The sequence below is a fragment of the Paraburkholderia sp. RL18-085-BIA-A genome (assembly GCF_046027075.1).
Taxonomy (GTDB): domain Bacteria; phylum Pseudomonadota; class Gammaproteobacteria; order Burkholderiales; family Burkholderiaceae; genus Paraburkholderia.
Window position 1 is genome coordinate 1 of the sequence record NZ_JARESU010000072.1, and the last position, 25,234, is coordinate 25,234.

Below are 25,234 nucleotides of genomic sequence, written 5' to 3' on the forward strand. Positions count from 1 at the left end.
ATCTATTCGCGGCTCGACGGGCGCGTCCGCGGAAACGCATGAACAGCCCAGGCATACGGAGGCCCCAGGCGAACCCGGCCCGCGGACTTGAACGATTCTTCCTGCGGGACACGAAATCGTTCATTCGGCCGACTGCATGACCGTTGCCTGAGCTGACGAATAGCTCGACGAAGCGGTGCGTGTGGACTTGCGGCGCGACCCGGGGGTCTTGCTATCTCGTCGCGGAATAAAGGCTCCTCGGATGATGTACGAAAACGCACTGGCCGAGGATCAATGGAACAATGTTCAGGCCGGGCAGGCACTCGTCGCAGGCAAGCACATATTTCAGGCGTTCAGTCCGGAACTTGAAGCAACGGCAAGAGGCGCCGGACTGTAAGCCAGAAATTCGACGAGATACCCGACTACCACTGGCACCAGGATCTGCTTCATCCCAGTCGTACGTCTGAAGCACGGCCTCTGAGGCCGTTCGTTGTTGCGATGCTGTTCACCGACATCGGCATAGCGGCGGCGATATGCTGATGCATCAGGTTTAGCTCCCGTGTTCAGAGTGGGCGTTCGCGGCGCCTGCGGTTCGTGACAGTGTCCTATGCCCGCGCCGCGTCCGCCGACTCGTCATTGAGCGACGTCGAGCCGACCATAGACGCCAGTCGTCGGTGTCGGACCGGCGGCGAAGAACAGGGTATTGAGCGGTTGATTGGCAGCGTTGTTGCCGAACGAGATGCCCCAGATACCAGGCTGCCTGAAAGTCGATCCATCGGCTTGTGTCATTGCACCAATGAACGACCCGGTATTGGGATCGAACGCGTCGATCGTGCCGTCGCCGAAATTTCCGACCAGAAGATCATTGCTAAGCGCACCGAAATTCGCCGGCGCCACCGCAAGACCCCAAGGCGAATTCAACGATCCACCCTGGGCTATGCGCTTCGTGAGGTGCCCGGCTGTATCGAACGCGTCGACGGCGCCGTTGCCTGGGCCGTTCACCTGGGTGTGTCCATCCGGACCGAGCTTCGCAAACGTCACATATACGGTCGCCCCGACCACACGTATCCCGAAAGGGGAAAAGCCGGCAGGCAAGCTGGGATCCTTGAATTGCCCGTCGAGTTGAATCTTGTTGAACGACTTGTCGAACACATCGACCTTGCCGTTATGGAAATCCGCCGCGTAGAGCAGGTTCTGACCGGCATTCGTGCCGATGGCAAGGCCTTTGTACACGGCGCCGCCGGTACCGTCGTCGTGCGCGGTGACCGCTTGGGTCGGCAACACCTTCGGTGACCAGCCGGCGATTGTGCCGGCGTCGGTGGCCCAGAGAAAGAGCGCGTTGCTCGTGAGGCCGTTTGCGCTAATCGCGAAGTCGGTGCTGGTATTGAACACGATGCCCGTCGGACCGGCAGCCTGTCCACTCGCCGCGGGCGGGATCGTCACGACGAGCGACTGCACGACGCCATTCCCGTCATAGAGCGTCGATTTTTTCGTATTGTTGTCGGACACCCACATGACGCCGGTTGGGTTGAAGGCGACTCCCCAGCCGTTCTTGAGATTGGCGTCCGTGTTCGGCGCGCTCACGCTGCCGTCGGAAACCAGGATGGTGGACTTGAAAGGGCCGGTGGCCGCGGCCGGCGGCGTGGCATTGTTGCTGCTGCCGCCACACGCGGTGAACGTTGCCGTGCAAGCGGCGAATGACCAGGCAATGACTGCCTTTTGACGCAGTTTCATTTTCGCTGATTCCTTTTGTGTTCGGAGTAGCGCCCGCCGCAATCGGCTCTCTGTTTGCGATGCACGCGAACGAACGATTCCGGAGTTCGCGCAAAGGAATGGGCTGGCAACCAGGCAACATTCATTGCGCGGATTGAATTGCCCGATCCCTTTGGCTATGAATCGTCCTTCTCCGAACGCCCCTGGTCGCGTTTTTATTCCGCGACGGCAAACAGCCTCGGGCGAAGAAGCGTTGCGCTGCTCTGGAATACCTCGCCGACGTGGGTGTTATGCAAATGACAGAACCGCCGCAAACCCCTTTGTCGCCCACTTCGAGGAAGCCATGCCTAACCACTTCAATCTGCTCGTCTATTACGATGGATCGCCCGAATCCAGATCGGCATTGCTGCGTGTGACCCGTTTGGGGTTTGCGCTGGCCGCTACAGTTCATGTGCTGTCGGTAGTGGATATTGGCTCGGCCGTGGGCAGCAGTTGCGGATACATATCTGACGTGACGTGTTTGCAGATGGAGGGCGCGGCCAAGGAGACCTTAAAGGAAGCCCTGGATCATTTGAGAGCGAGCGGAACGGTTGCACGCGGGCATGTCGCGCTAGGTAACGTGGTCGATAGCATGGCCAGGTACGCAGGCTTGCTCAACGCGGACCTGCTAGTGCTGGGTCATCGCAATCCGCGTGGACTGGCGAGATGGTTAGGCCAGCCATCCAACCACGCGGAGCTTGTGAAACGCGCCGCGGGGCGTGCTGTCGTTACCGTTCCGTTGGACTAGATGATGGCGCCATGGATGGACACGTCGTTGTCATTGGCGCGGGAAAGGGGATGGGCCGCAGCACGAGCGCCGGAATAATCCGGGGGCGTTGCCTGTTGTCAGGGTAGACCTGTCATCGACAGTCAACCGACCTTTGGAGCAAGCGCCATGTCTCGTCCCGGAACACGTCCGCAACCCATACAGACGTCGCAACTCATTACGTTGCACGAACGCCTGTTCGACTCCGCGGCAGCCCGCCCTCACGCCGTTGCGCTGATCGCAGGAGACGACACGTGGACCTACGATCGTCTGACACGGTATATCAGAAGGCTTTCACAAGGCCTGCTCGCTCACGGTCTGAGACCAGGCGATCGCGTGGCGCTGCACATGACAAACAAACCAGAAGCCGTCGCCGCCTTTTACGCGTGCATGTTGACAGGCATGGCTGCGGTGCCGCTGAACACCCGGCTCACGCGCGCGGAACTCGAGCCGCAACTGCGGCGGCTGCGGGTTTCGTTGTATCTGGGCCAGATCGATTTATACGGTGCGATCGCCGGCATGGATGCTTCGATTCTCGCGGCGGACAAGCGCTTTCTTGTCGACGGCTCGCCGCAGGACACGGGCGCCAGAGCCTGGCGCGAATTGATCGATCACCAGGTAGACGAGCCGTGGTTCGAGTCGGTGCGCGTCGATGAACCTGCGATTCTGCTGTCGACGTCCGGCACCACGGCAGAACCGAAGTTCGTCACACACACGCCGCGCACCCTGTGCGCGATGACGCAGGCTTGCCAGGCCATAGCGTCGAGGCCATACGACGTCGCGCTGATCGCCACACCCATGATGCACGCTGCAGGGCTGTTCACTGCGCTGGCGACGCTAGCTACCGACGGCACTTGTGTCCTGATGGACCGCTTCGAGCCTGGGGCCGCGCTCGACCTGATCGAACTGCACCGTTGCACGATGATGATGTGGTTGCCGTTCATGTATGCGGGGGCGATCGCCCAGCAGATTGCGCGGCCACGCAACGTCACGTCACTGGGCACTTGCCTAGTCGGAGGCGACACGACGCCGCCGAATCTGCAGGAGGAGTTTTTGCGGGTGTTCGGCGTCAGGATGCGCAACATGCTCGCGATGAGCGAAAGCGCGGGCACGTTCACCTACGGATTCGATATCGGGCCCGTGTGCCGCGCGGTCGAGATGGACCGGGTCCGTCTCGCCGACGCAGACGGCAACACCGTCAGGCGCGGCGAAGCGGGCGAACTGTTGCTGCGCGGACCGAACCTGTTCGTCGGTTATTGGCTCGGCCCCGGACGCATCGACGACGCTCGCAAGGATGGCTGGTGGGCCACCGGCGACGTGCTGCGCCAGGACGAGGCCGGCGATTTCTGGTACGTCGCCAGAAAGAAAAACCTGATCATTCGTGGCGGTTCGAACATCTCGCCGACCGAAGTTGAGCATGCGCTCACTGTCCATCGCGGCGTGCGCGAGGCAGCGATCGTCGGCGTGCCTGACTCCGTCCTCGGTCAGCGGGTGATTGGTTTCGTTGAACTGAACGAATCCGCGACGCAGGTCGAGGACGTGTTGCGCGATCTGTCCACCAGAGTGGCGAGCTACAAGATGCCCGAGCGGCTCATCGTAGTTGACCAGTTGCCGCGCAATTCGTTAGGCAAAGTGGACCGGGCCAAGCTGAAAACAATCGGTGCGGGTCTGGACGGTTGGCGCGCGGCGTGAGCGCGCAACCTATGTCCGCTACCGAAAGTCCTGATCAACGATCACGGCCGCCAATGACATGTTGAAAAGCCTCGGTTGAAAGCAATCGTCGTTCTCCAAACCTGCGAGTTTGGGAAAGCCTTTGGTCGTCGGCATCAATGAAGTTCAAGCGTGCTGGCGCATCTCGTGTCGCCGCCAGGGTCTCTGGCAATTTCGGCCGGTCTGCATGAAATAGGCGAGATGGGTCGAGTGTTCTTTCATATGCAGCGCCGCATAGCAGGCGGTCTCTTACGCAGACGTGGCCTGCTGACCCTGCCGCCTCTCTGACTGATGCAGGGGATGGCAGCAACCGATCACCAAACGGAAGGACCGTATGAATTCGTTGACGAACCCCGTCGTATCCGGAATCGAGCGTCCGCTAGGCTCGATGGAAAAATTCTTCTACCTGTTGAACCAGGACAACTCGAATCATTTCGCTATCACGGGCGAGGTGACTGGCCCAACGCGTATCGACCAATGGCAGGACGGACTGGATCTGGTGGCGCACCATTCGTCTGTGGTGTGGTCGCGCATCGAGCGCGATAGCGACGGCGTTCCCATGTTCCGTTCGTCACCACGTGGGTCGGTTCCGCTGAAGGTGGTTTCGTATGACGGGTCTCGATGGACCGATGAGGTTGCCGCGCAACTCGCGCAACCGATCGACGAAACGAAGCCGCCCCTCTTGCGCGCCACCTTGCTGCACAGTGCGGAACGATCGATTATCGTGCTGGCGGCGCACCATTCGATTAGCGACGGGATGTCATTGACGTTTCTGTTGGGCGACCTCTTGCGCGCAGTGTCCGGACAGAACCTGTTGCGTAGACAGGAAAGCGAGGCCGTTGAACGACTCGTGGAGCGCAGGTATCGCGCAACGCAGTTGGGTGCATCTGCGCACGCACCCGAGCAGGCAACCGAGCAGGCAACCGAGCAGGCAGCGCCGATCACGCGGCAGCCGAAAGCATTCCGACACCAGGATGGATCTGCGCCGTGCGTCGAGGCGCTGCGCCTGAGTTCGAACATGACGCGCACGCTACGGGAGCGGGCGCGCAGTGAGCGAACCTCGGTGCAGTCGGCACTGGTGGCGGCGCTGGTGGCAGCGAGTCATCGTTTGGCTCCCGAGGCGTGCGCGGAGCCGATGCGCGTCATATCGCCCGTTGATCTGCGACGTCGACTACTTGATCACAGCGACCATCTCGGTATGTGCGCAAGCGCGGTCGTTCTCGCCGATGACGGTATCGGCAGAACTGCTTTGTGGAGCCGGGCGCGTCATCTCGGACAGGGTTTCGCCGGCCTTGAATCATCGCCGACGCTGGCAGAAGCAGTGCTTGCAAAACATGGCGCGCTGGCCGGCGTCCAAGAGACTGCCGACGCGAAAACAATCTTTGCGAACGTGTTCGCTGGTGACGCTGCCGTAACCAATCTGGGTGTCGTCACTCTGCCGCAAGCATTCGGCTCGCTGGTCCTCGACGCAGTCTGGGGACCGGCGATCGCCGTCGGTCTGATAGGCGAGCAGGTGATTGGCGCGGCGACATTCAATGACCGGCTGCACCTCGTGCATACCAGCTATGCGCCGATCAAGGGGCTGCTAGATCAGATGAGCGCGGAATTGTTGGATGCCTTGGCCGACTTCGACTGACGGGTTCGTCCGGTCAGAACGGTGCGGGCGGTGCGGTTGGCCGGTTCGTTTCATGCCGGCCATTGTCGCCGCACTCCCGTTGCCCGCTATCTGTGACAGGCACATCGACTTCGGCAAGCCATGCTTGTGCGATGTGTGGCTGGTGGCGCAGTCCATGGCTTGCAGCGCGAAGACGCCATCATTATTCGCTGACAGCGCATTATGAGTTTCCATCTGGACGCATTGTGTCGATGATCGGCAAGAGTAATCTCGCATCAATGCGCGATGCCGTTCCAACTCCGGCCCGGCCAATACCAGACAAATCATGAGACAACTCCAGCTTGCCATTGTCGATCCGGGTCCCGGTGCCGCCGAAGCTGCCGTAACCGCTAACGTTCCCCTCTATCGCTCGCTCGGCGAACTCTTCGAAAATCCCAGCTATGACGACGAAGACCGCCACGTGATCGCCGGCGACATGGGCTCGCTGTCCGTGCCGACGATGCGCGTGAAGCGATACGCAAGCATGCAGGAGCGCTCATGGTGGAAGCCCTTTGAACCTGGCGTGGCTGGGATCGATCGCGCGGACCCGCTGAAGCGGCAACTCGAACATTTTTGCGACGTGGTCGCCGGAACCGCACAGCCGCTCGTCACCGTCTACGACGGTTTGCAGAATCTGCGCATCTCGAGGCGATTGCCGAAGCGGCCCGCACCGGCGCCGTCGTCGATACCGGGCGCCTGAGCGCCATAGTCTGAGTGAGCGCGCCAACACACGGAGACGGCATGCAGCGTATTCACGGACATCGCAGCCGTCGCTACCATCGCTACCATCGGGTAGAGTGGATTCGTTACTGACGCCGGGAAAAAATCATGCGCCGCACTATTGCAACCGTGTCGCTGAGCGGCACGCTCCCTGAGAAGCTCGAGGCCATAGCCGCCGCGCGTTTCGACGGCATCGAACTGTTCGAAAACGACTTCGTCAACTACAAGGGGTCGGCCTCGCAAGTGCGAGCGATGGCGAGCGATCTCGGCCTGAGCATCGACCTGTACCAGCCGTTCCGCGATTTCGAGGGGATGCCCGACGCGCAGTTCCGGCGCAGCCTCGAACGAGCCGAGCGCAAGTTCGATCTGATGCAGGAACTGGATGTCTCGATGGTGCTGTGTTGCTCGAACACGTCGCCGCTCACCATCGACGACCCGGAACTCGCGGCGGCGCAACTGCACGAGCTTGCCGGACGCGCGGCGGCGCGCAACCTGCGGGTCGGCTTCGAGGCGCTCGCCTGGGGGCGTGCGACGAACCTCTACGGGCAGGCCTGGGAGATCGTGCGGCGCGCCGATCATCCGCACCTCGGGCTGATCCTCGACAGCTTTCATACGCTGTCGCTGAAGGACGACCCGGCCGGCATCGCCGAAATTCCCGGGCACAAGATCTTCTTTCTGCAGATGGCGGACGCACCGCTGCTGTCGATGGACGTGCTTCAATGGGCGCGGCATTACCGCTCGTTCCCCGGCCAGGGACAGTTCGACATGGCGAACTTCCTTGAACAGGTGTTGCTGGCCGGCTATACCGGGCCGTTGTCGCTGGAGATCTTCAACGACATCTTCCGCGAAACGCCTAACCGCCGCATCGCCGTCGACGCGATGCGCTCGCTACTCTATCTGGAGAGCCAGGTGCGCGACCGGCTCGAGCATCCCGCGCCGCCCGACGGCAACCCGGACCATGCGAACTACGCGGAACAGCGCGCAATGGTGTTGCAGCGCATCGAACTGTATAGCCCGCCGCCGCTGCCGGACATCGCCGGGCTGTCGTACATCGAATTCGCCGCCGACGAGGCGTCGGCCGAACAGTTCGACACGCTCTTGCAGCAACTCGGCTTTCGCCGCGCCGGTCGACATCGGTCCAAGGCGGTGGTGCTGTACCGGCAGGGGGAGATCAATCTGATCGTCAACGCCCAGCCGAACTCGTTCGCGCGATCGCGCTTCGAAACGCATGGCCTGTCGGTATGCGCGCTTGCCGTGCGCACCGCGGACCCGGAAGGCGCGGTCGGCCGCGCGACGGCGATGCAGTCCAAGCGCTACGACGGTCCCATCGGCCCCTACGAGCAGCGCGTGCCCGCGGTCATTTCGCCGGGAGGAAGCCTCGTGAGCTTCGTATCGTCGGCGCTCGGTCCGAATGGCCTTTACGAAGCCGATTTCGTGCTCGACGACGAAGCCGATGCGGCCGCTCAAGGCGTCGGGCTGCAACAGATCGACCATGTCGCGCTCGGCCTCGCGGTCGATCAGCAGGACACGTGGATTCTGTTCTCGCGCGCGGTGCTCGGCCTGGAGCCGGGCGAGAGCCTCGAACTGGCCGATCCGTTCGGGCTCGTGCGCAGCCGCGGCGTCGCTAACGCCCAGCGCAGCATGCGCCTCGTGCTCAATGTGTCTCCGGGACCGGGAACGCGCACCGCACGAACGGTGGCGGCCGGTGGCGGCGTCACGGTTCACCACATCGCGCTGAACTGCCACGACATCTTCGCCACCGTCGCGCGAATGAGGGCTAACGGCGCGCGCTTCGTGCCCATCTCCGCGAACTACTACGACGATCTGATCACGCGTATCGACCTCGATGAAAGTCTGATGGCGCGCATGCGCGATGCCGGGATCTTGTTCGACCGGTCCCAGGCCGGCGACTATTTCCACATCTATACCGAGAGCTTTAACGACGGTCTCTTCTTCGAAGTCGTGCAACGCGTGAATGCGTATGACGGCTACGGCGCGACGAATGCGCCGGCGCGGATGGCGTCACAGGCTCAACGCGGCGCTTGAACGTTTTGCGCTGATTTTGAGGTACTCGCACCGGGGGCGCCAACCGGCGTCCCCGGTGCGTCGCGCTTGCCACGCAAGCCGCGCAAACCGCCGCGCCGAAAAGTGCGAATGCGCAACGCAAGCCCCCATCCCGTCACGCTTTGGTTATGATCCCGGCAGACCTCCGCTTTTACCACCGCGACTTTGTTCCGGTTCCAGTTCCGATCTGCCGCGATCCGCTGCGAATGCAATGAGTGACCCATGAGTGACATCACACAGCCGCCGTTTTCCATACTTTTCGTCGATGACGAGGAGATGTCGCGCAACCACTTCGCACGCGCGATCCGTGCGGACTACTTCGTGCATGTCGCGCAGAGCGCGGACGAGGCGATTGACGTGCTGCGCGAGCACGGCGCGGAGCTCGCCGTACTGGTGACGGACTACCGGATGCCGGGGCGCGATGGCGACGATCTGCTGCGCCAGGTGGCGCACGAGTATCCGCAGATCGTGCGGATACTCGTGACCGCGTATGCGGACAAGGACATGCTGTTGCAGACGGTCAATACCGGCGACGTGTTCCGTATCCTCGAAAAGCCGCTGCGCACGGAGAAGGTCCGCGAGGTCCTGCAATTGGCGATCGCGCGCTACTCGGAGCGGGAAACGCGGCAACAACGGCTATTGGCGATGGACGAGACGCTCGCTTTCCTCGCCCACGAACTCAATACGCCGTTGGCGACGATCTCGCTCTTTGCGCAATCCGTCGAGAACGACGTGATCGAGCAATACGATCCGGCGCGCCAGAAGGAGATCGGTCACGCGGCCCGATCAATGCTGAACAATGCGCAGTATTGCCTGACGCTGATCTCGTCGTTCTGGGAGACGGTGCACAAAAGCGGCGGCCAGCAGTCAGCCTCGGAGGCGGGCAGCCGCGAAGTCAAGGCGACGCGTTTGATCGCCACGCTGCTCGACACCTATCCGTTCGTCGGCTCGCAGCGCGACTGGATACAGGTCGACGTGCAGGGGGATTTCGTCGTGCGTGCAATGCCCAATTGCGTGGCGCTTGTGCTTTCCTCGCTGCTGTCCAATGCGCTGCGCGCACTCGAAGGCACGTCCGAACCTGCGCTCCACCTTGAAATAGTGGACGGCCCCGAGCCCGAGATCCGCATGCGCGACCATGGTCCCGGCATCACACCCGAGGTCAAGGCGCGCTTGCTGCTGGACCCCGTTACCACTTACGCCGGTGCGGGCGGCCACGGCATGGGCATGATTTTTTGCAACCGCATCATGCAATCGTTCGGTGGGTGCCTGCGAATCGAGTCCGAGCTGGGCGCCGGGACCACGGTCACGATGGGCTTTCCGGGTGCGAAAGGGCGAATGCTAGCCACGGGCCAATGAGCGCGCGGGTGCAATCGTCGTTCGAGCCGAGTGCGCGGCCGACATTCATGTTCACACGGCGAGCGGGCTGCTACTCGCTCAACGCGTCGCGATGAGCGCGCCGCGCCTTGGTCGATGCGTAATACGTCTGCAACGCGTCGGCTGAACGTTCGCCCAACGTGCAGATTCGTGCGAGCCAGTCGGGCTCCGTGGGCCATTCGCCGTCGATCACGCGCGGATATATTTGCCTCGCGAATTGATGCAACGCCCTTGCTCCAATGTTGCCGCTGACGCCGAGCAGAACGTGCAACGCGCTGTGCGCCGACTTGACGTCGAGAGCCGCCGTGCTGGCCGCGAGCCGCTCGACCAGCGAGCGGATCTGTTCGATGCCGTTGAGAAACGAGTCGTCGAGCAGATCGAGCGCGACCAGTTCTTCGAGGTGATCTTCATCGAGCAGACCGTCTTGTGCGATTGCCACCGGCTTCTCGATCGACGCAGCGGGCGCCGGCGACAGATCCGTTTGCGCCGAGGTGTTCAATGCGGGTTGCGGTGCAAACTGTCTCGCAAGACACGCATAAAGAGAGCCGGCCTGCACCGGTTTGATCATCACCTCGTTCATGCCGGCGGCGAGGCAAGCGTGTACGGATTCGATATCCGACTGGCTCGTCAGTGCGATGATCGGCACATTCGCATGCAGGCCGGTGCGGGCGCGAATCTGCGCCGTGGTCTCCACGCCGCTTATCCCCGGCATGTTCATATCCATCAGGATCGCGTCGATCGCGCCGTCTTCCTGCAACCGGGCCAGCACGGCCTGCCCATGCTCGGCCTCGATCACGCTCGCGCCACAACGCTCCAGATAGGTTTTGGCCACCAGTCGGCTGTAGGTGTCGTCGTCGGCCACGAGGATCGATTTGCCGGCGAAGCCGTCCGAACGCTGACCCGCATGATGCCGGCTGCCGTTTTCGAGGAGCGTCTGCAAAGCGCTGATCAAATCCTGCACGCTCGACGACTTGCTGATGATTTCATCCATCCCGGCTCTGCGGGCGTGCACGCGGACCGCGTTGCCGGGCTCCGCCGTATACGCGGCAATCAGCACGCTGCGGTTCGGACATTCGTGGTCGGCGCGAATCTTCTCGGTGGCGGCATAGCCATCCAGAACCGGCATGCTGATGTCCATCAGCACGAGGTCGTAGGGCGAGGACTGCCGCAGCGTCGTCAACGCGATCGCGCCGTTTTCCGCTTCGCTCACATGGGCGCCCGCCTGCGTCAGCGCGCGACGGGTTCGGGTCCGCTGACCGGCGTCGTCGTCGACGATCAGGATGCGCTTGCCTTCGAAAACCGGTGCGGCCCGCTCGAAAATCCGCTGCTCGTGTTCCGCGACTTCGTCGTTCGATACGGTGGGAAACCGCAGCGTGAATTCCGTGAACTTGCCGACTTCCGACTGGCATCCGATGCTTCCGCCGAACGCGTGCATCGCGCGCTGGCAGTACGCAAGCCCGAGGCCCGTGCCTGCCGAATTGCCCGCCGTGCGAAACGGCTCGAACAGATGCGGCAGGATCTCGGGCGCGATGCCGCTGCCGGTATCGCGAACGATCACTGATTGTCTGTCGACCGTGAGCGTCAGCGTCGCCGCGGGATGCGTGGCGATGTGATAGAGCGCGTTCTTGATCAGGTTGAACAGCGTGAACAGATAGACGGTCTCGTCGACTTTGAAGACGAAATCGTCTCGCACCACGAGGCTGACCTTGCCGCGCTCCTTGTCATCGTCGAAGCCGTATTCTTCCAGCGCCTTGCGTGTGGTCGCCGCCGCGTTCAGATAGGTCAGGCGATCCGAGCGGACGGATTTCGCGCTGACTTCGTCGAGGGTCATCGCGATGATGCGCAGGCCGCGCTCGATCGACAACTGTCCTTGAGCGAGATGCTCATACAGCGATGCCGCGCTGGCGGACGGCAATGCGGGCGCCCGGTTGGGTTCGGTCGTCGCCGGCAAGGCTTCTTCCACGCGGTCCAGAACGTGCCGCAACTGGCTGAGCGGGTTGCGCATTTCGTGCGCGATCGAGCCCGCGAGCGCCTGCAGCGCGCGGTTCTTTTCGACAAAGATGCGCCCCTTGCTGATTGCATGGCTGAACGCCATGCTGCACAGGACGACGACCGGTAGCAACGCGAGATTGGACTTATCGGCCTCGGCAAGGACGATCGGCGCCGGGGCGGAGATCACCGCGGCCGTCGCGCCGGAAAATACGCCAATGCCGATACAGGTGAGCAGCAAAAGCGGATTGTCGATACATAGCGCCATAATGAAAATCATCATGACCTCGGTCATCATCCACATAGTGGAGAATGAATTTCTGACCGTAAGAAATGTGCAAACGAACGGCAATACGTAGATCAGCGCGCAATGCCAGTAAATCAGCAGGAAATGGTTAAAGCGCTTTGGCCAATGCGCCTGAAAAAGCAATGGAATGCAGATGAGCGCCGCGCTCAGGCGGAGCCAAAGATTGTCGTATGGCTGCGGCAGGATATACGTCCACACGACGTAATAGATGGGGTGGCACAGGAGGCCAAGTGCGCCGCCCCATCGAATTGCAAACCTGCTTCGTTCCAGCATATCCCGCATGCTTTCGCGCGATATCGCCATCAGGCCTCCATTGTCGTTACGATCCTATCAACTCGTGCTTGCTGTGATGCTGCGTTTCCAGGGTGATCGGCGAGCCGTTTTTCCCATGGAAAGGACCGACCGAGAACCCGTACTTCTTCAGGAGACTATGAGTATACGAGACCGACCATACGGGCGGGCTGCCGATGATGAAGTCCGAAGCAATGCCTTCCTGCCAGGCCGAGTAGCCCTCCGCGAAACAGGTGTAGCAGTCGCGCGTGGACGGCAGCCTGAACGGAAAGGTCGTGTCGAGTCCGGCGGGGCCACGGGCGAAGCACTCAATATATAGCGTATGGCCGCGCGAAGCGAGTTCGGCTTCGACGCTCGCCGCGCGGGGATGGGAGTCGTCGATCCAGAACTGCGCCCGCTTGAGATCGGCGGCGGTGAGGTAGGGCACGCTGGTGCTGCTCGCGAGGATCGCGCCGTCGAATTGCGGCAGCGGCGTGTCAGGGCTGAAGGTGTGAACCGACACCCGCGATTTGCCCAGCAGGTCCGACGCCAGCAGCTCTTTCGCCTGTTCGGTAAGCAGATTCACCTTGTCCGGCAGGTCGATCAGAACCAGCTCCTTCGGCACATCCTTGTAGAGCAGATACTTGGCGACCGTCGTGCCGAGCCGCCCGGCCGCGCCGAATAGCGCGAGTTTGGTGTTGCCGAATTCGAGGTCGAGTTCGTTGCAGCAATGGACCGCCCAGTCCTTCAGCATCGCCGCGGTGGCCGCGTGGCCGGTGGTGATATGAGGCGGCTTCGTATGCCGCGGCAGCGCGCCATAATTGCACGCATACGGCGTGGAAGCGCCCATCGCCACCATGTTCAGGCCCGCTTGTCGTGCCAGTTCGAGGGCCGGAAAAAATTGCGTCTCCCTGAACCGCTTGATCCCGCGCGGGCTGCCGAGCCACATCTCGAGCGGCACCGGGCAGGCGATATTGGCGCCGATGACCTGAGAGCCCGAGTAGATCGGCGAAGCAATAAAAGGCTTGGTGTTCCACAGCTCCTCTTCAAACGCGGAGTTTCTGTGCTTGACGTTATGAAATGAAAATGAAAGCGTATCCCAGTCCGTAGCGTGAAATAGAAAACCGACGCCGCCATGGCCCGCGGGCAGGTTATCCCGGATCTCTTCCGGATGAATTGTGTGTTTGAGCGTGAGTGGTGCACTATTCAGATGCAAATGGAGACCCGCTTGCTCAACGGAGTTGGTCAACACTTCTTTGTGAAGAGAAGTTTTCATTGGTTTTCCCTTAGGTTGGAATTACGCTGGAAAATCAGCGCGATGTAGCCAGTCAGAAGCGACAGACAACCCTGCAACTCTAGAGAAATCCGTTGTGATGTGCCCGTCTGTTCATTAACACTGCATTGATCCCGCGTTGGCGTAAACCCGTTGGCGGGACTTGAAATCTATGCAATCCGCATTTCAGACGAAGCGGAATAAATGACCGGCGGGCAGGCGGACGTGCCGGCGCGGGCGCATCGGCGGGAGCCAGGTGGTGTCGGCGGCGTGAGTGCCGTTCTGCGAGCGGCGGTGGATGCGGTGCGCGGCTGAGGTCGGGCAGGGTGGTTTTCGTTGGACGGGCAACGTTGCTGGCCCATGCGGGCTGTGGCCGCGGGCCGGCGTCGCGGTGGCCGCGAGGCGCTATCAGTCCAGATTCAGACGGCGGGCGGCCGCGATGAGCGAGTGCGGATGGAGACGCCCCAGCCATTCCGCCCGGCCTATCGCGTAATGGCGTACCCGATCCGCGCAATCCACCGATGCTGGTTGTAGTCGAGAATATCTTCGCCGTAGCCGGTAAAGAAACCGACCCAGAGATAGCCGCCCCAGGAGCTGTTGATCAGCTTCGCCAACGGATAGGTGAACTGCGTGTCGATACTTCCGTAAGTGGATTTCGTCCCCTTTCTCAAGGTCGTGGCCAGTTGCCAGCCATCTGTACTGCCGTACTTGAGCAGCAGATCCACATAACCTCGATAGTCGGCGATATTCGAGTTCTCGCCTGCAATGTGAACGTAGTAATAGATCTTCGGCTCCACGGTCAGGTGATTGGCATTCAGGTCGCCGAATTCCCACTTCGGGCGCACGAAGAGAATGTCGATGCCGCGTGATTCCGGGCCGTCGCGTCCGTTCGATTCGTGACTGTAGCCCGCTGCTATGCCCATCTTGCTGAACCACGAACTCTTCCAGCCGGTGTCGTCGAGCGAATAGAACAATTGAGGCATGTAGCTCGTATCGCGGAAAGGAGCGGAGTACTCGCCGAGATCCCACAATGAGGTTTGCGTATAGCCAAAATACAGGTTGTCGACGAAGCCGCGCGAGCGCGGATCGTCCGGCACGACCAGGCGGAATTTGAAGCTCAACTGGAATTTCGCGAGGTTCTCCCCGTTCGAGCCATCGGCAAAGTACATCGGTTCATAGACGGAGAAGCGGCTCAGGAAGCTATTGAGTTCCGGTATGGGCGCATTCGCGTGAGCGGGCGTCGGGGAAACGGGGAAAGTACTCGCGGGCTGTTGCGCGACGCTAGCAGACTCGTCGTGAGTGCCTTCAGCCGAAGCCAGCGCGCTCGACTTGCCGGGTTCGGGCGGCCGCGTAAGCAGCACGAAAGAGGGCGATACATCGAGCTCCGGCACGTCGATCTTCATCGCGCCGCGCGCCCACTTGGGCCACGTGCCACTGTAGCGGACCGCTTTGAGATCGCCCGGCGCCAGCTTCAGATGGGCAGGCGCGCCGCTCTCACGCGTGAGCGTCAGCGGCTTGGGAATGACATCGGGGTTGCTGATGGAAATGTTCAACTGCGCAGGAACGTCCATCTCCGTGCCGCCCGGTTGATCGCCGGAATACACGACCGTCACTTCGAGCGGCGCGGTGGAGAGCGCCTCGCGCGGCGGACGCAGCACGGCCACGCCTGCGAAACTGGAAGCCGGATAGCTGGCGCAGAGCGCCAGTACACTTACCCCCAGAGATAACCCGCGAAAGTGTGAGTCATTGCCGCGATTGGCGGAAATGCGGTCTTTCTTTACTCGATACATCAATCGATTCCACACAGGGACTCCTATTGATCTACGAATTCAGGTCGCAGCGAAACGATAAACTCAAAGCGGAGAATTGGGGTAAAAAAAGTTCTGGCTGGCGCGAGTCATGATGCAAGCGTGACTGAGTGTCGGTGATAAGTTTTATCTGGTCGCCAGCTCTTGGGCGGTCGCCGATCTTGACCAATTTCTCCCCGCCATATTCATCAATCGCGTGCCCAGATACGTTCCTCGCAACGTGTGTTTCGTGAGCGTGCAGGAAAGAAGCCGTATTCGACCGATGGCCGTTGCAATTCTGCAACGCATGAATCGAGAGTTGCCCATTAAATATCGTCATGACAGGGCGCGTCTGCATGCGGCGTGTGAAATGTAAAGAGCGCTTCTCGCAGATTTGACGTTCGCGTCGATAAGTCCATAGGCATGCTTAGTTTGTGCGGCCGTGCAGATCACGATATGACCTGGCTGCCAGAGAAAAAGCATTCGCGCCCCCAGGCTTATCCACAGAAAACGTTCATAACGTTGTGGACAAGTCCTGGCTAACCGTGCTAACTGTTTGATCGCACGGGAAATTGTTTGCGGGTGCAACGAACGCGCGCGCCGTGCGCGACAGCGGCAAACGGCCAGCGCCAAACAGCTCGACCCCGCCGCTCACTCCACCGGCGACGCCAGCAACGACACCGGCACGCCATGACAATCCACCTTGGCCAGAATCGCCGCGCCGAGCCCGGCACTTGCTTTCGTGTGGGTGTCGAACGAACTGGGGTCTCTGTCGACCCGCAGGATGTTGAGCGGCCACGACGGCCGGAACAGTCGCTCGTGCGCGAAAGCGCCGACCCACAGCGGCGTGGCGGAGCTGCCGTTTTCCACTGCATAACCGCTCGGCCAGAAGCGCAGCACGTCGCGCTCGCCGCGCGTGTCGCCGGGACGCATGAGGACCAGCGACGAAGGCACGCCGTTGTTCAGCTTCGGCAGCACCGGCAGCGACACCGCCGCGACATCGGGCGATGCGAGCGAGAGCAGGCTGTGCGCGGACACGTCGGTGCCCTCGATCCATCCCTGGGCGCGCAGCTGTCCGCGGATCGAATCGAGGTTCGACACCCATTGCAGCGTGAGCGGCTCCTTGCGGTCGCCGCCCATGTCCGAGCGGTAGCACGGCAGCTGTTTCCACACGGAGAGAGTCCATTCCGATTGCGTGACCAGCACCGGCGGCGGGTGTTGCACGCTGCCCGACGGCGGCCCCGGCATATTGACGGCGAGCTGCGCGCCCACGCTGACCAACACGACCACCAGCACGACCAGGGGCATGAACTCGCGTTGCGGCGGCGCTTGCGGATGCCGCCACATCGCCGTCAGCGCGACGATCGCGACCCACACATACGCGAGCGCGGCGCCGCCGATCGCGTCGGACAGCCAATAGAGACCGAAGTACAGACCCGCGAGCGCGACGACGATCACCACGATCGTGCTCGCGGCCGCCACGAGCACGCCTTCCACCATGCCGACCCGCCGCGCGAGCAGGAACGCGAGGAAGCCGTACACGATGACCGTCGCGGCCACGTGATTGCTCGGAAACACGTAGTGGTCAGTCATCAGTTCATTGGGCGGCGCGCGCTGCATCGCGAACTGCAGCGCGAAGATCAGCAATTGGGAAAACACCACCGCGGCGAGCCAGTAGCCGATGGTGCGCCAGCGCCGCTCCCACAGCATCCACAGCGCGACCATCACGATCAGCGCCGTCAGCGTGATGCCGCTGCCGAGCGTTGCGAGCGCCGCGAGGACGGTGTCGCCCCACGGCGTGCGCACCGATTGCAGGAAGTGATAGACGGACATATCGACGGTCGTCAGCGGATCGCCGCTGAGTACGTCGTCGAGCACGCCGAAAAAAAGCGCGCCGGACACGAGCACGATCAGCGACGTCACGAGCAGATGGGTGGCATCCGGCGTTGCGGGGTCGAGCAGCTTGCGCGCGATCCGGCCGAGCGGACCGGGGTGCCGGTATGCCCAATCGCCGAGATGGCGGCCCGCCGCGCTCGACCACGCATTGGCGTGCGAGAGCAGGAAGCGCGCGCCGCGAAAGCTCAGCCAGACGATGCACACCAGCAGCGCGAGAATCACGACGAGCCGGAACGACACCGCGCCGGCCAGCAGCACCGACGCGCCGAACACCACGCCCGGCAGGATATGGGAGGGCGCCCACAGCAGCGCGGACAGCACGTTCATCGCGTAAAAGCGCAGCGGCGGCATGCCGAGCATGCCCGCGACGACCGGCACGATGGCCCGCAAGGGACCGATGAAGCGCGCAAGCACGACGCTCTTCGAGCCATGCTTGAGGAAGAAACGGTGACCCGCGTCGAGCAGCTCGGGATGTTTGCGGAACGGCCATAGCTGGACGATCCGTTCCTTGTAGCGGCCGCCGAGCCAGAAGCTCATGCCGTCGCCAGCGATCGCGCCGACGATCGCCCACACGAAAACCCAGCCGAGGCTTAGCGAACCGGTGCCGGTCAGCGCGCCGGCGAGGAACATCGCGGTGCTGCCGGGGATGAAGGTGCCGATCACCGCGATCGCCTCGAGGAAGGCCGCGAGGAAGACGACCGTGAGCATCCACGCCGAATGGCCGGCTAGCTGATGCAGAAGGTGGCTGTAGGCATGCTCCATCGTGCGCGATCGGCCGTTCTGGCGTGTCAGCCGATCATAACCCGCAAGGGGGCGGTGTTATTCCCTTTTGGAAATTGGCGGGCGGTGAAATGTCGGCGGGACGTATTGGAGGTGCCTGATTGATGAGTCGCTTCGCGGCCGTGGGTTTGAGCGTTGTGGTTCTTGGTCGTCCGGGTGGATGTCGTGCGCGGTATGGATGGTGGCGACGGCGCGCACAGCCGCGTGGCTGCGCGCGCGTCGGCCTTGCTGGGGCCATTTGTCGCGCTGCATGCCGGTTCGGCTCGGCTTGGCGTGGGCGTGCGCAGCGTGTGCCGCGACGTTCAGATTTCGTCGGCGAATTCGTCGACGAAACGCTGCAAACGGGCATGGCGAAGCGCGGCGAGCCGCGCCCCGGTCGCGGTCTGGAAACCGGACGCCAGCTTCAGCAGCTTCGTATGGAAATGGTCGAGCGTGTAGCGCGTGTCGTCCAGCGGACGGTGCGCGGCGTGCGGATCGGCCGGGTCGTATAGCGCGCGGCCCAAACGTCCGGCCACGTAGAAACAACGTGCCACGCCCAGCATGCCGATCGCGTCGAGCCGGTCGGCATCCTGTAGCGCTTTCGCTTCGAGCGTGGCGGGCGCGACGCCGGCTGAAAAGCTGTGCGCCTCGATCGCATGCGCGGCGGCCTGGATTTGCGCGCGCGGCCAGCCGAGCGACGCCAGCACGCGCACCGCCTTTTCGGCCGACAGCCGCGACGCCTGCGCACGAAGCGGCGAGTCCTTCTCCACGGCCACGCAGTCGTGCAGCAGCGTCGCTGCGAACAGCACCTGCGCGTCGCCGCCTTCTTCGGCGTGGATGGCCGCCGCGTTTTTCCACACGCGTTGCAGATGTGAGGTGTCGTGCGAGCCGTCGCCGTTGCCGTTGCCGTCGAAGGCGTGCTCCAGCAGGGTTCGGGCCAGTTCCTGGAAGGGGGCGAAAGCGGCTGTTGTCATCGGCGCGATCCGTGTCGAAAGCGGGCGATTATCGCGCATCATGCGACTCGCGCCGCGCTCCGGATCATTCGCAATTGACTCGCACCTGATTCGCACTTGAACGAAGCTCGCGGCGCGACGTCATACGTTTTGCGCGGTCCGCGTTGCGGGCGTCGCGCCCAAGGTAATTCAACGATGTGGTGGAGTGCATGATGAAGATTGTAAGGGGCAGTATCGTAATGTCGATGTCGGCGCTCGTGGCGGCGCTGATGCTCGGCGCGGCGGGGGCGGCTGATGCGCAGCAGCTCAACGATGCAGGCGGCGGCATGAGCGGCGCACAGCCGGGCGGCTCGACCAGCGCGGGCGCTATGGCGGGAGCGGGTGCGGGTGCGGGGCTGGGTATGGGCGCGGGGTCAGGCGCGGGTACAACGCCGGGCATGGGAACGTCGGCGGGCGCCATGGGCGGTACCAGCGCGGGCCAGCCGCTCAACAATATGCGGGCGAACGGCACGGCCCTGTATATGAATCCCGATCCCCGCGCGCCGAACGTGTCCGGCAGGGCGGCGCCGCTTCGATAGCGGATTCGCCACGCTCGCATCGAGCACGCCGATCGCGGCGTATAAAATGCATGCCCCGGCAACCGGGTCGGGTTCGACAACAAGGAGAGGGGCATGGCATACGGCGAGCACAAATACAAAGTATCGGTGCAGTGGACGGGCAATCGCGGCAGCGGCACCTCGGGATACCGTGACTACGGCCGCGATCATGTGATCACGGCGGGCAGCAAGCCGGCCATTCCGGGTTCGTCGGACGCGGCTTTTCTCGGTGACGCCAGCCGCTGGAATCCGGAAGACCTGCTGGTCGCTTCCGCTTGCGCGTGTCACAAGCTCTGGTATCTGCATCTTTGCGCGGACGCCGGCATCGTGGTGCTCGACTATCGCGATAACGCCGAAGGCACCATGCTCGATACGCCGCAGCAAGGCCGCTTTTCACAGATCGTTCTGCGCCCGCACGTCGTCATTCGGGCGGGGGGCGATGTCGAACAGGCCGCGCATCTGCATCACGTGGCGCATGAGAAGTGCTATATCGCGAGTTCGGTCAACTTTCCGATTCTCTGCGAACCGGTGATCGAAACGGATGCTGGTTGACGAGCGCGTGGCGCTTACTGTTTGCCGCCAAGCAAAACAGCGCCACAGTGGTTAGAAGCCACGATGTTTCGTTAACCGAACTATTCTTGCGAGCGGTGACCCGGCGCGCCGTGGCGGCAAAAATCGCGAACAGCGTCGCCTGCTCTGCCGCACCCACTTCGGTTGCAACAGGCGGCCATGCAAGAAGCGGCCAGCCCCGTCTCAACGATTGCCGTCGAGCAGATCGCCGAGCAATTCATCGAATGCCGCTTGTGCGTCTTCCAGTTCCTGCAATGCGGCGTCGAACGTCTGCAACGCGAACTGCGAAGGCTTGCCTTCGCCGGCGGGCGGGAATTGCGATTGCAGCGACGCAAAGGCCGACTGCACCCGCTTGGTCGCGGTCAATACGCGCTCCATCGCGGCGGTTTCTTCGGCTCGCGCCTTTTCGTGGTCCATGAAAACTCCGTGTTCGTCAGGTGGGCTCGCGCCGTGTCAAAGGGGTGACTATGCCACGTTCGCGCTCACGACAGCGGCAAGCCGCCGTTGGCCTTCACTTCGCGCAGCGACAACGCCGACTCCACCGACGTCACGCCCGGCAGACTGCGCATTTCGTCACGCATGAACGTGCCGTAGTCGTCGAGATCGCGGGCCACCACCTGCAGGATGTAATCGGCGCTGCCCGACACGTTGTGGCACGCGAGAATGCGCGGAATCGCGTGCACTTCGCGCTCGAAGCGGGTGGCCACCGCGCGGTCGTGCACCGCAAAGCGCACATAGACGAACGCGACCACGCCGAAGCCGAGCGCGGAGCGCGAGAGCACCGCGCGGTACTGGTCGATGTAGCCGTCGCTTTCGAGGCGCTTGAGGCGGCGCGCGCAAGGCGTCTCGCTGAGGCCGACCGTTTCGGCCAGCCGCGCATTCGACATGCGGCCATCGTTCTGCAGCGCGGCGAGGATCGCGCGGTCGGTTCTATCGAGGTCGGGTGTCATGGCTTCGGAGTGGTCGCCGCGGCTTGGCGGAAGTCATCGTGATAATGCGAGATTTTAGCGCATTCCTCCAAATTAGAGAGGGAAGGAACTGATATTCGCCAGAAAACCCTCCGTTACCGAGGGCAAGATAGAGCCTCGAAAACAGGAGGCTTCGATGATTTCCGCACACCTGCTGGCCGTTTATATCGCTGCATTGCTGGTGATTTATGCGGTGCCGGGCCCGGACATGGCGCTGGTGCTGCAAACGAGTATCGGACGCGGCGTACGCAGCGGCTTTGCGGCCGCCGGCGGCCTGGGTTTGGCGCGCGCCACGCATGTGACGCTCTCCGCATGCGGCGTGGCGGCGCTGTTGCGCAATGCGCCCTGGCTGTACGACGTCGTGCGCTATGGCGGCGCGGTGTATCTCGCGTGGGTGGGGATTCAGATTTTCCGCTCGCCGGTGTTTACGCTGCCCGAGGGCGGCGCCGTGGCGCTCACTTCGAATGCTGGTTCGCGTCCGCTGCGGACCGCTTTTGTCAAAGGCTTGCTGACGAATCTGCTGAACCCGAAGGCGCTGCTGTTCTGCTCGGTGCTGTTGCCGCAATTCGTGCGGCCGGAAGCCGGGCCGGTTGCGTTGCAGATGGTCGAGCTCGGTCTGGTGCTGCTTGCGATCGGCGCATGCTTCGATGCGATGTATGCGATCGGCGCCGCGCGGATTGCCGGTTGGATGCGCGCCCATCCACTTGCGCAGACTTTGCAGCGCTGGACGTTCTCGGCCGCGCTGATCGGCTTCGCGCTGCGGCTCTCGCTCGACTGACGCCGGGCCGCACGCTCACTTTTTCAGCTTGTGCTCGCGGCGCGGACGGTCTTCGACGATCTTCCGGCGATGCTTGTCCTTCATCTTCTTCCAGTTTTTGCATTCGTCGCGCGTGCGCATGCAGCCGATGCAGAAACCGGTTTCGCTATCGAACTTGCAGATGTCGATGCAGGGTGACGCGATGCTCATGACCGTTAGCCATCGGGGAACGAGTTCCGCCAACTATCGCATGCGAGATGCCCGCTGGGCCAAGTGGTTGTGTTAATAAAGCCGATAGAGAGAGCCGCGCGCAGTTCGCGGCAACACAACCACCTGCTGCCATCCGCGATGAAAACTTTCCTGCTGTATGTCGTGACCGCCGTTGCTGAAATTGTCGGCTGCTATTTGCCCTGGCGCTGGCTGAAGGAGGGCGGTTCCGTGTGGCTGCTGCTACCTGGCGCGCTGAGCCTCGCGTTGTTCGCGTGGCTGCTGACGCTACACGGCACCGCCGCAGGCCGAGTGTATGCGGCTTACGGAGGCGTGTACGTGGCGGTGGCGATTGCCTGGCTATGGGCCGTCGACGAGGTGCGGCCCACCTCGTGGGACGCGGCCGGCGTGGCCTTGACGCTGGCCGGCATGGCGGTGATCGCGTTCCAGCCGCGCGTCTAGGCCCGCGCAGACGTCTTCACTTGATGCCGCCCAGATAGTCGAGCTTGCCGAGTTCGACGCCGTTGTGACGCAAAATGTCGTAGGCAGTCGTGACGTGAAAATAAAAATTCGGCAGCACGAAACCCAGCAGATACGACAGCCCCGTGAACTCGATCGGGCCGGTGCGCATTTTCAGCGTGATCGCGCGCTCTTCCGAGCCGTCGATCTGCGCCGCATTGAATTCCTTCAGATAATCAATCGTCTTTTGAAGGCGGGCCTGCAGTTCGTCGAAGGTCTGTTCGACATCTTCGTATTTCGGCGCTTCGACGCCGGCCAGACGTGCGGCGCAACCCTTCGCGGTGTCGCTCGCGATATAGACCTGGCGCACCAGCGGCAGCATGTCCGGCGCGAGCCGGGCGTTCGTGAGCACCGAGGGTTCGATCTGCTTCGCGGCGGCATGCGCTTCGGCTTTGCCCAGGATGGCTTGCAGGTTCGTCAACCCGCGAATCAGCACGGGCAGTGAGGCTTGATACATCGAAATTGACATGGGGTTCCTCTGATTCTGAATCGTGCGCGCGGGGGCGCGCGAGGCGATGTAACGGCTGGATTGCCGCTGCAGCATCATAGCGGAGCGACGCACGGCGCGCATCGATGCGGCGCGGCGTTAGCCATTCGGATATCTGCCGCGCGCGCCGGAACTGTGGTCGAATGCCCTGGTCGGACGGTTTGACGAAGTTCTTGGAACAGCACCCTGCCGCCGTCGTTCGGGCAAACGTTCGTGCAGACGGTTGTGCAGGCGCGTGGTGTGCTCGGGCTGCAACTTGCGGCCTGGACCGTCACGCTAACAGGAGAGTCGAAACCATGGTCAACAAGCACCCGTTGCCGGGAAGCGAGCGAACCGTAGAACAAGGTTCAAAGGTGGTTGGGCAGTGCGATCCGGCGCAGCGCATCGAGGTGTTCGTGATGCTGCGCCGTCAGCAGCAGGCGCAATTCGATGCGCTGATTAGCCGGATCGAAGCCGGCGACCCGAGCGTGAAGCCGCTGTCGCGCGAGGCGCTCGCGAAAGATTACGGCGCCGCGCCGGACGACGTCACGAAGGTCAAGGCGTTCGCCGCCGCGCACGGACTGACGGTGGTCCATGAGGACCTGGCGGCGCGCTCGGTCCTGCTCAGCGGCACGATCGCGCAATTCCAGAGCGCGTTCGAGGTCAAGCTGGAGCAATTCCAGCATCACACGGCGGGGCAGTTTCGCGGGCGCACGGGCACGATCAGCGTGCCGGACGACCTGCACGGCGTGGTGGAAGCGGTGCTCGGGCTCGACAACCGGCCCCAGGCGCGGCCGCACTTCCGTATCCGGCCGCCGTTCGTGCCGGCCAGAGCGCAGCAGGCGTCGTTCACGCCGCCGCAACTCGCGGCGCTCTACAAGTTTCCGCAGGGCGACGGCGGCGGCCAGTGCGTCGGCATCATCGAACTCGGCGGCGGCTATAACACGGCCGATCTGAAGTCCTATTTCGCGAGCCTCGGCGTCCCTTCGCCCACGGTGAAGTCGATCGGCGTCGATCAAGGCGGCAATCATCCGAGCGGCGATCCGAACGGGCCGGACGGCGAGGTCACGCTCGACATCGAAATCGTCGGCGCGATCGTGCCTGGCTCGACCATCGCCGTGTACTTCACGCAGAACAGCGACGCCGGTTTCATCGACGCGGTGAGCCGCGCGGTGCACGACACGATCAACAAGCCTTCGGTGATTTCGATCAGTTGGGGCGCGCCGGAGTCGAGTTGGACCAGCCAGTCGCAGAAGGCGTTCAACAGTGTGTTGCAGAGCGCGGCGGCGCTCGGCGTAACGGTCTGCGCGGCGTCGGGCGACAGCGGTTCGAGCGACGGCGCAAGCGGCGGCGATCAGGTCGATTTCCCGGCGTCGAGTCCCTATGTGCTGGCGTGCGGCGGCACGAGCCTGACCGCGTCGGGCACGTCGATTTCGCACGAGGTGGTATGGAACGACGGCGAGCAGGGTGGCGCGAGCGGCGGCGGCGTGAGCCAGGCGTTCGCGGTGCCGGCATGGCAAAAGGGCTTGTCGGCGACCTCGTCGGGCGGCGGCAAGAAGGCGCTCGGCGGGCGCGGCGTGCCGGACGTGGCGGGCGACGCGTCGCCTGTCACCGGCTACAGCGTGCTGATCGACGGCACGCAGACGGTGGTCGGCGGCACCAGCGCGGTCGCGCCGCTGTGGGCGGCGCTGATCGCGCGGATCAACGCGGCGAAGGGGCAGCCCGCCGGCTTCGTCAACCCGAAGCTGTACAACACGCCTGGCGCGTGCAACGACATCACGCAAGGCAACAACGGCAGTTTCGCGGCCGCCGCGGGCTGGGATGCCTGCACGGGGCTCGGCAGTCCCAATGGTCAGAAGGTGGCGGCCGCACTATAGTCTGCAACACGCCCCTTCGGG

The 25,234-nt window shown here is 62.8% G+C and carries 21 protein-coding genes and 1 pseudogene; 12 read left to right on the top strand and 10 right to left on the bottom strand.

Features of this window, described 5'->3' with window-relative positions:
• The first annotated feature begins 241 nt into the window (after window positions 1–241).
• Window positions 242–376 carry a hypothetical protein gene (locus tag P0D89_RS33480; protein WP_408377760.1) on the top strand — a complete coding sequence of 45 codons (135 nt, stop codon included), beginning with the start codon at window positions 242–244 and terminating at the stop codon, window positions 374–376.
• A 236-nt stretch (window positions 377–612) separates the two neighbouring features.
• Here the strand turns inward: P0D89_RS33480 and P0D89_RS33485 are convergent, their stop codons facing one another.
• Window positions 613–1,713, bottom strand: coding sequence for a TIGR03118 family protein (locus P0D89_RS33485; protein ID WP_408361316.1), 1,101 nt, complete (start codon window positions 1,711–1,713; stop codon window positions 613–615).
• Window positions 1,714–2,035: 322 nt separating this feature from the next.
• Between P0D89_RS33485 and P0D89_RS33490 the strand changes: the two genes are divergently transcribed.
• The 6 genes and pseudogenes from P0D89_RS33490 to P0D89_RS33515 all read left to right on the top strand — a co-directional run bounded on the left by P0D89_RS33490 (window position 2,036) and on the right by P0D89_RS33515 (window position 10,001).
• Window positions 2,036–2,479, top strand: coding sequence for a universal stress protein (locus P0D89_RS33490; protein ID WP_408361317.1), 444 nt, complete (start codon window positions 2,036–2,038; stop codon window positions 2,477–2,479).
• A 147-nt stretch (window positions 2,480–2,626) separates the two neighbouring features.
• A complete protein-coding gene (locus tag P0D89_RS33495; RefSeq protein ID WP_408361318.1) occupies window positions 2,627–4,189 on the top strand; it encodes a class I adenylate-forming enzyme family protein in 1,563 nt (520 codons plus the stop codon).
• A gap of 352 nt (window positions 4,190–4,541) precedes the next feature.
• Entirely contained in the window at window positions 4,542–5,843 is a 1,302-nt protein-coding gene (locus P0D89_RS33500; protein ID WP_408361319.1) for a phthiocerol/phthiodiolone dimycocerosyl transferase family protein, read from the top strand.
• A gap of 415 nt (window positions 5,844–6,258) precedes the next feature.
• A pseudogene (locus P0D89_RS33505) lies at window positions 6,259–6,575 on the top strand (gfo/Idh/MocA family oxidoreductase); the annotation flags it as partial.
• A 114-nt stretch (window positions 6,576–6,689) separates the two neighbouring features.
• Window positions 6,690–8,627, top strand: a complete 1,938-nt coding sequence (locus P0D89_RS33510) for a bifunctional sugar phosphate isomerase/epimerase/4-hydroxyphenylpyruvate dioxygenase family protein (RefSeq protein ID WP_408361320.1) — start codon at window positions 6,690–6,692, stop codon at window positions 8,625–8,627.
• A 240-nt stretch (window positions 8,628–8,867) separates the two neighbouring features.
• The gene (locus tag P0D89_RS33515; protein WP_408361321.1) at window positions 8,868–10,001 is read left to right on the top strand and encodes a response regulator; all 1,134 of its coding nucleotides are present in this window, start codon (window positions 8,868–8,870) and stop codon (window positions 9,999–10,001) included.
• Between the two features lie 70 nt (window positions 10,002–10,071).
• Here P0D89_RS33515 and P0D89_RS33520 read toward each other — a convergent pair whose 3' ends face one another.
• The 5 genes from P0D89_RS33520 to P0D89_RS33540 form a co-directional block, all read right to left on the bottom strand.
• The gene (locus P0D89_RS33520; protein ID WP_408361322.1) at window positions 10,072–12,618 is read right to left on the bottom strand and encodes an ATP-binding response regulator; all 2,547 of its coding nucleotides are present in this window, start codon (window positions 12,616–12,618) and stop codon (window positions 10,072–10,074) included.
• Between the two features lie 16 nt (window positions 12,619–12,634).
• Window positions 12,635–13,861, bottom strand: coding sequence for a hypothetical protein (locus P0D89_RS33525; protein WP_408361323.1), 1,227 nt, complete (start codon window positions 13,859–13,861; stop codon window positions 12,635–12,637).
• 479 nt (window positions 13,862–14,340) lie between these two features.
• Window positions 14,341–15,648, bottom strand: coding sequence for a phospholipase A (locus P0D89_RS33530; protein ID WP_408361324.1), 1,308 nt, complete (start codon window positions 15,646–15,648; stop codon window positions 14,341–14,343).
• A 648-nt stretch (window positions 15,649–16,296) separates the two neighbouring features.
• A complete protein-coding gene (locus tag P0D89_RS33535; RefSeq protein WP_408361326.1) occupies window positions 16,297–18,303 on the bottom strand; it encodes a bifunctional DedA family/phosphatase PAP2 family protein in 2,007 nt (668 codons plus the stop codon).
• 320 nt (window positions 18,304–18,623) lie between these two features.
• Window positions 18,624–19,274: an HD domain-containing protein gene (locus P0D89_RS33540; protein ID WP_408361327.1), complete on the bottom strand. Its 651-nt coding sequence runs from the start codon at window positions 19,272–19,274 to the stop codon at window positions 18,624–18,626.
• A 188-nt stretch (window positions 19,275–19,462) separates the two neighbouring features.
• Between P0D89_RS33540 and P0D89_RS33545 the strand changes: the two genes are divergently transcribed.
• Both P0D89_RS33545 and P0D89_RS33550 read left to right on the top strand, forming a co-directional pair.
• On the top strand, window positions 19,463–19,831 hold the full coding sequence (locus tag P0D89_RS33545) for a hypothetical protein (protein ID WP_408377762.1): 369 nt from the start codon (window positions 19,463–19,465) through the stop codon (window positions 19,829–19,831).
• 93 nt (window positions 19,832–19,924) lie between these two features.
• Window positions 19,925–20,401 (top strand): OsmC family protein, encoded by a 477-nt coding sequence (locus P0D89_RS33550; protein ID WP_408361329.1) that lies wholly within the window; start codon window positions 19,925–19,927, stop codon window positions 20,399–20,401.
• 201 nt (window positions 20,402–20,602) lie between these two features.
• Here the strand turns inward: P0D89_RS33550 and P0D89_RS33555 are convergent, their stop codons facing one another.
• Together P0D89_RS33555 and P0D89_RS33560 are read right to left on the bottom strand one after the other, a co-directional pair.
• The gene (locus P0D89_RS33555) at window positions 20,603–20,836 is read right to left on the bottom strand and encodes a hypothetical protein (protein WP_408361330.1); all 234 of its coding nucleotides are present in this window, start codon (window positions 20,834–20,836) and stop codon (window positions 20,603–20,605) included.
• A gap of 65 nt (window positions 20,837–20,901) precedes the next feature.
• Complete coding sequence (locus tag P0D89_RS33560) at window positions 20,902–21,369, bottom strand: Lrp/AsnC family transcriptional regulator (protein ID WP_408361331.1); 468 nt, start codon at window positions 21,367–21,369, stop codon at window positions 20,902–20,904.
• 154 nt (window positions 21,370–21,523) lie between these two features.
• On the opposite strand from P0D89_RS33560, the gene P0D89_RS33565 reads away from it, so the two are divergent.
• Window positions 21,524–22,165: a LysE family translocator gene (locus tag P0D89_RS33565; RefSeq protein ID WP_408361332.1), complete on the top strand. Its 642-nt coding sequence runs from the start codon at window positions 21,524–21,526 to the stop codon at window positions 22,163–22,165.
• A gap of 15 nt (window positions 22,166–22,180) precedes the next feature.
• Here the strand turns inward: P0D89_RS33565 and P0D89_RS33570 are convergent, their stop codons facing one another.
• Window positions 22,181–22,354, bottom strand: coding sequence for a DUF1289 domain-containing protein (locus P0D89_RS33570; RefSeq protein WP_408361333.1), 174 nt, complete (start codon window positions 22,352–22,354; stop codon window positions 22,181–22,183).
• 138 nt (window positions 22,355–22,492) lie between these two features.
• Between P0D89_RS33570 and P0D89_RS33575 the strand changes: the two genes are divergently transcribed.
• Entirely contained in the window at window positions 22,493–22,813 is a 321-nt protein-coding gene (locus P0D89_RS33575; protein WP_408361334.1) for a YnfA family protein, read from the top strand.
• A 16-nt stretch (window positions 22,814–22,829) separates the two neighbouring features.
• Here the strand turns inward: P0D89_RS33575 and P0D89_RS33580 are convergent, their stop codons facing one another.
• Complete coding sequence (locus P0D89_RS33580) at window positions 22,830–23,339, bottom strand: DUF1993 domain-containing protein (protein ID WP_408361335.1); 510 nt, start codon at window positions 23,337–23,339, stop codon at window positions 22,830–22,832.
• Between the two features lie 314 nt (window positions 23,340–23,653).
• Here P0D89_RS33580 and P0D89_RS33585 point away from each other — a divergent pair, with 314 nt between their 5' ends.
• A complete protein-coding gene (locus P0D89_RS33585; RefSeq protein WP_408361336.1) occupies window positions 23,654–25,213 on the top strand; it encodes a S53 family peptidase in 1,560 nt (519 codons plus the stop codon).
• The last annotated feature ends 21 nt before the right edge of the window (window positions 25,214–25,234 follow it).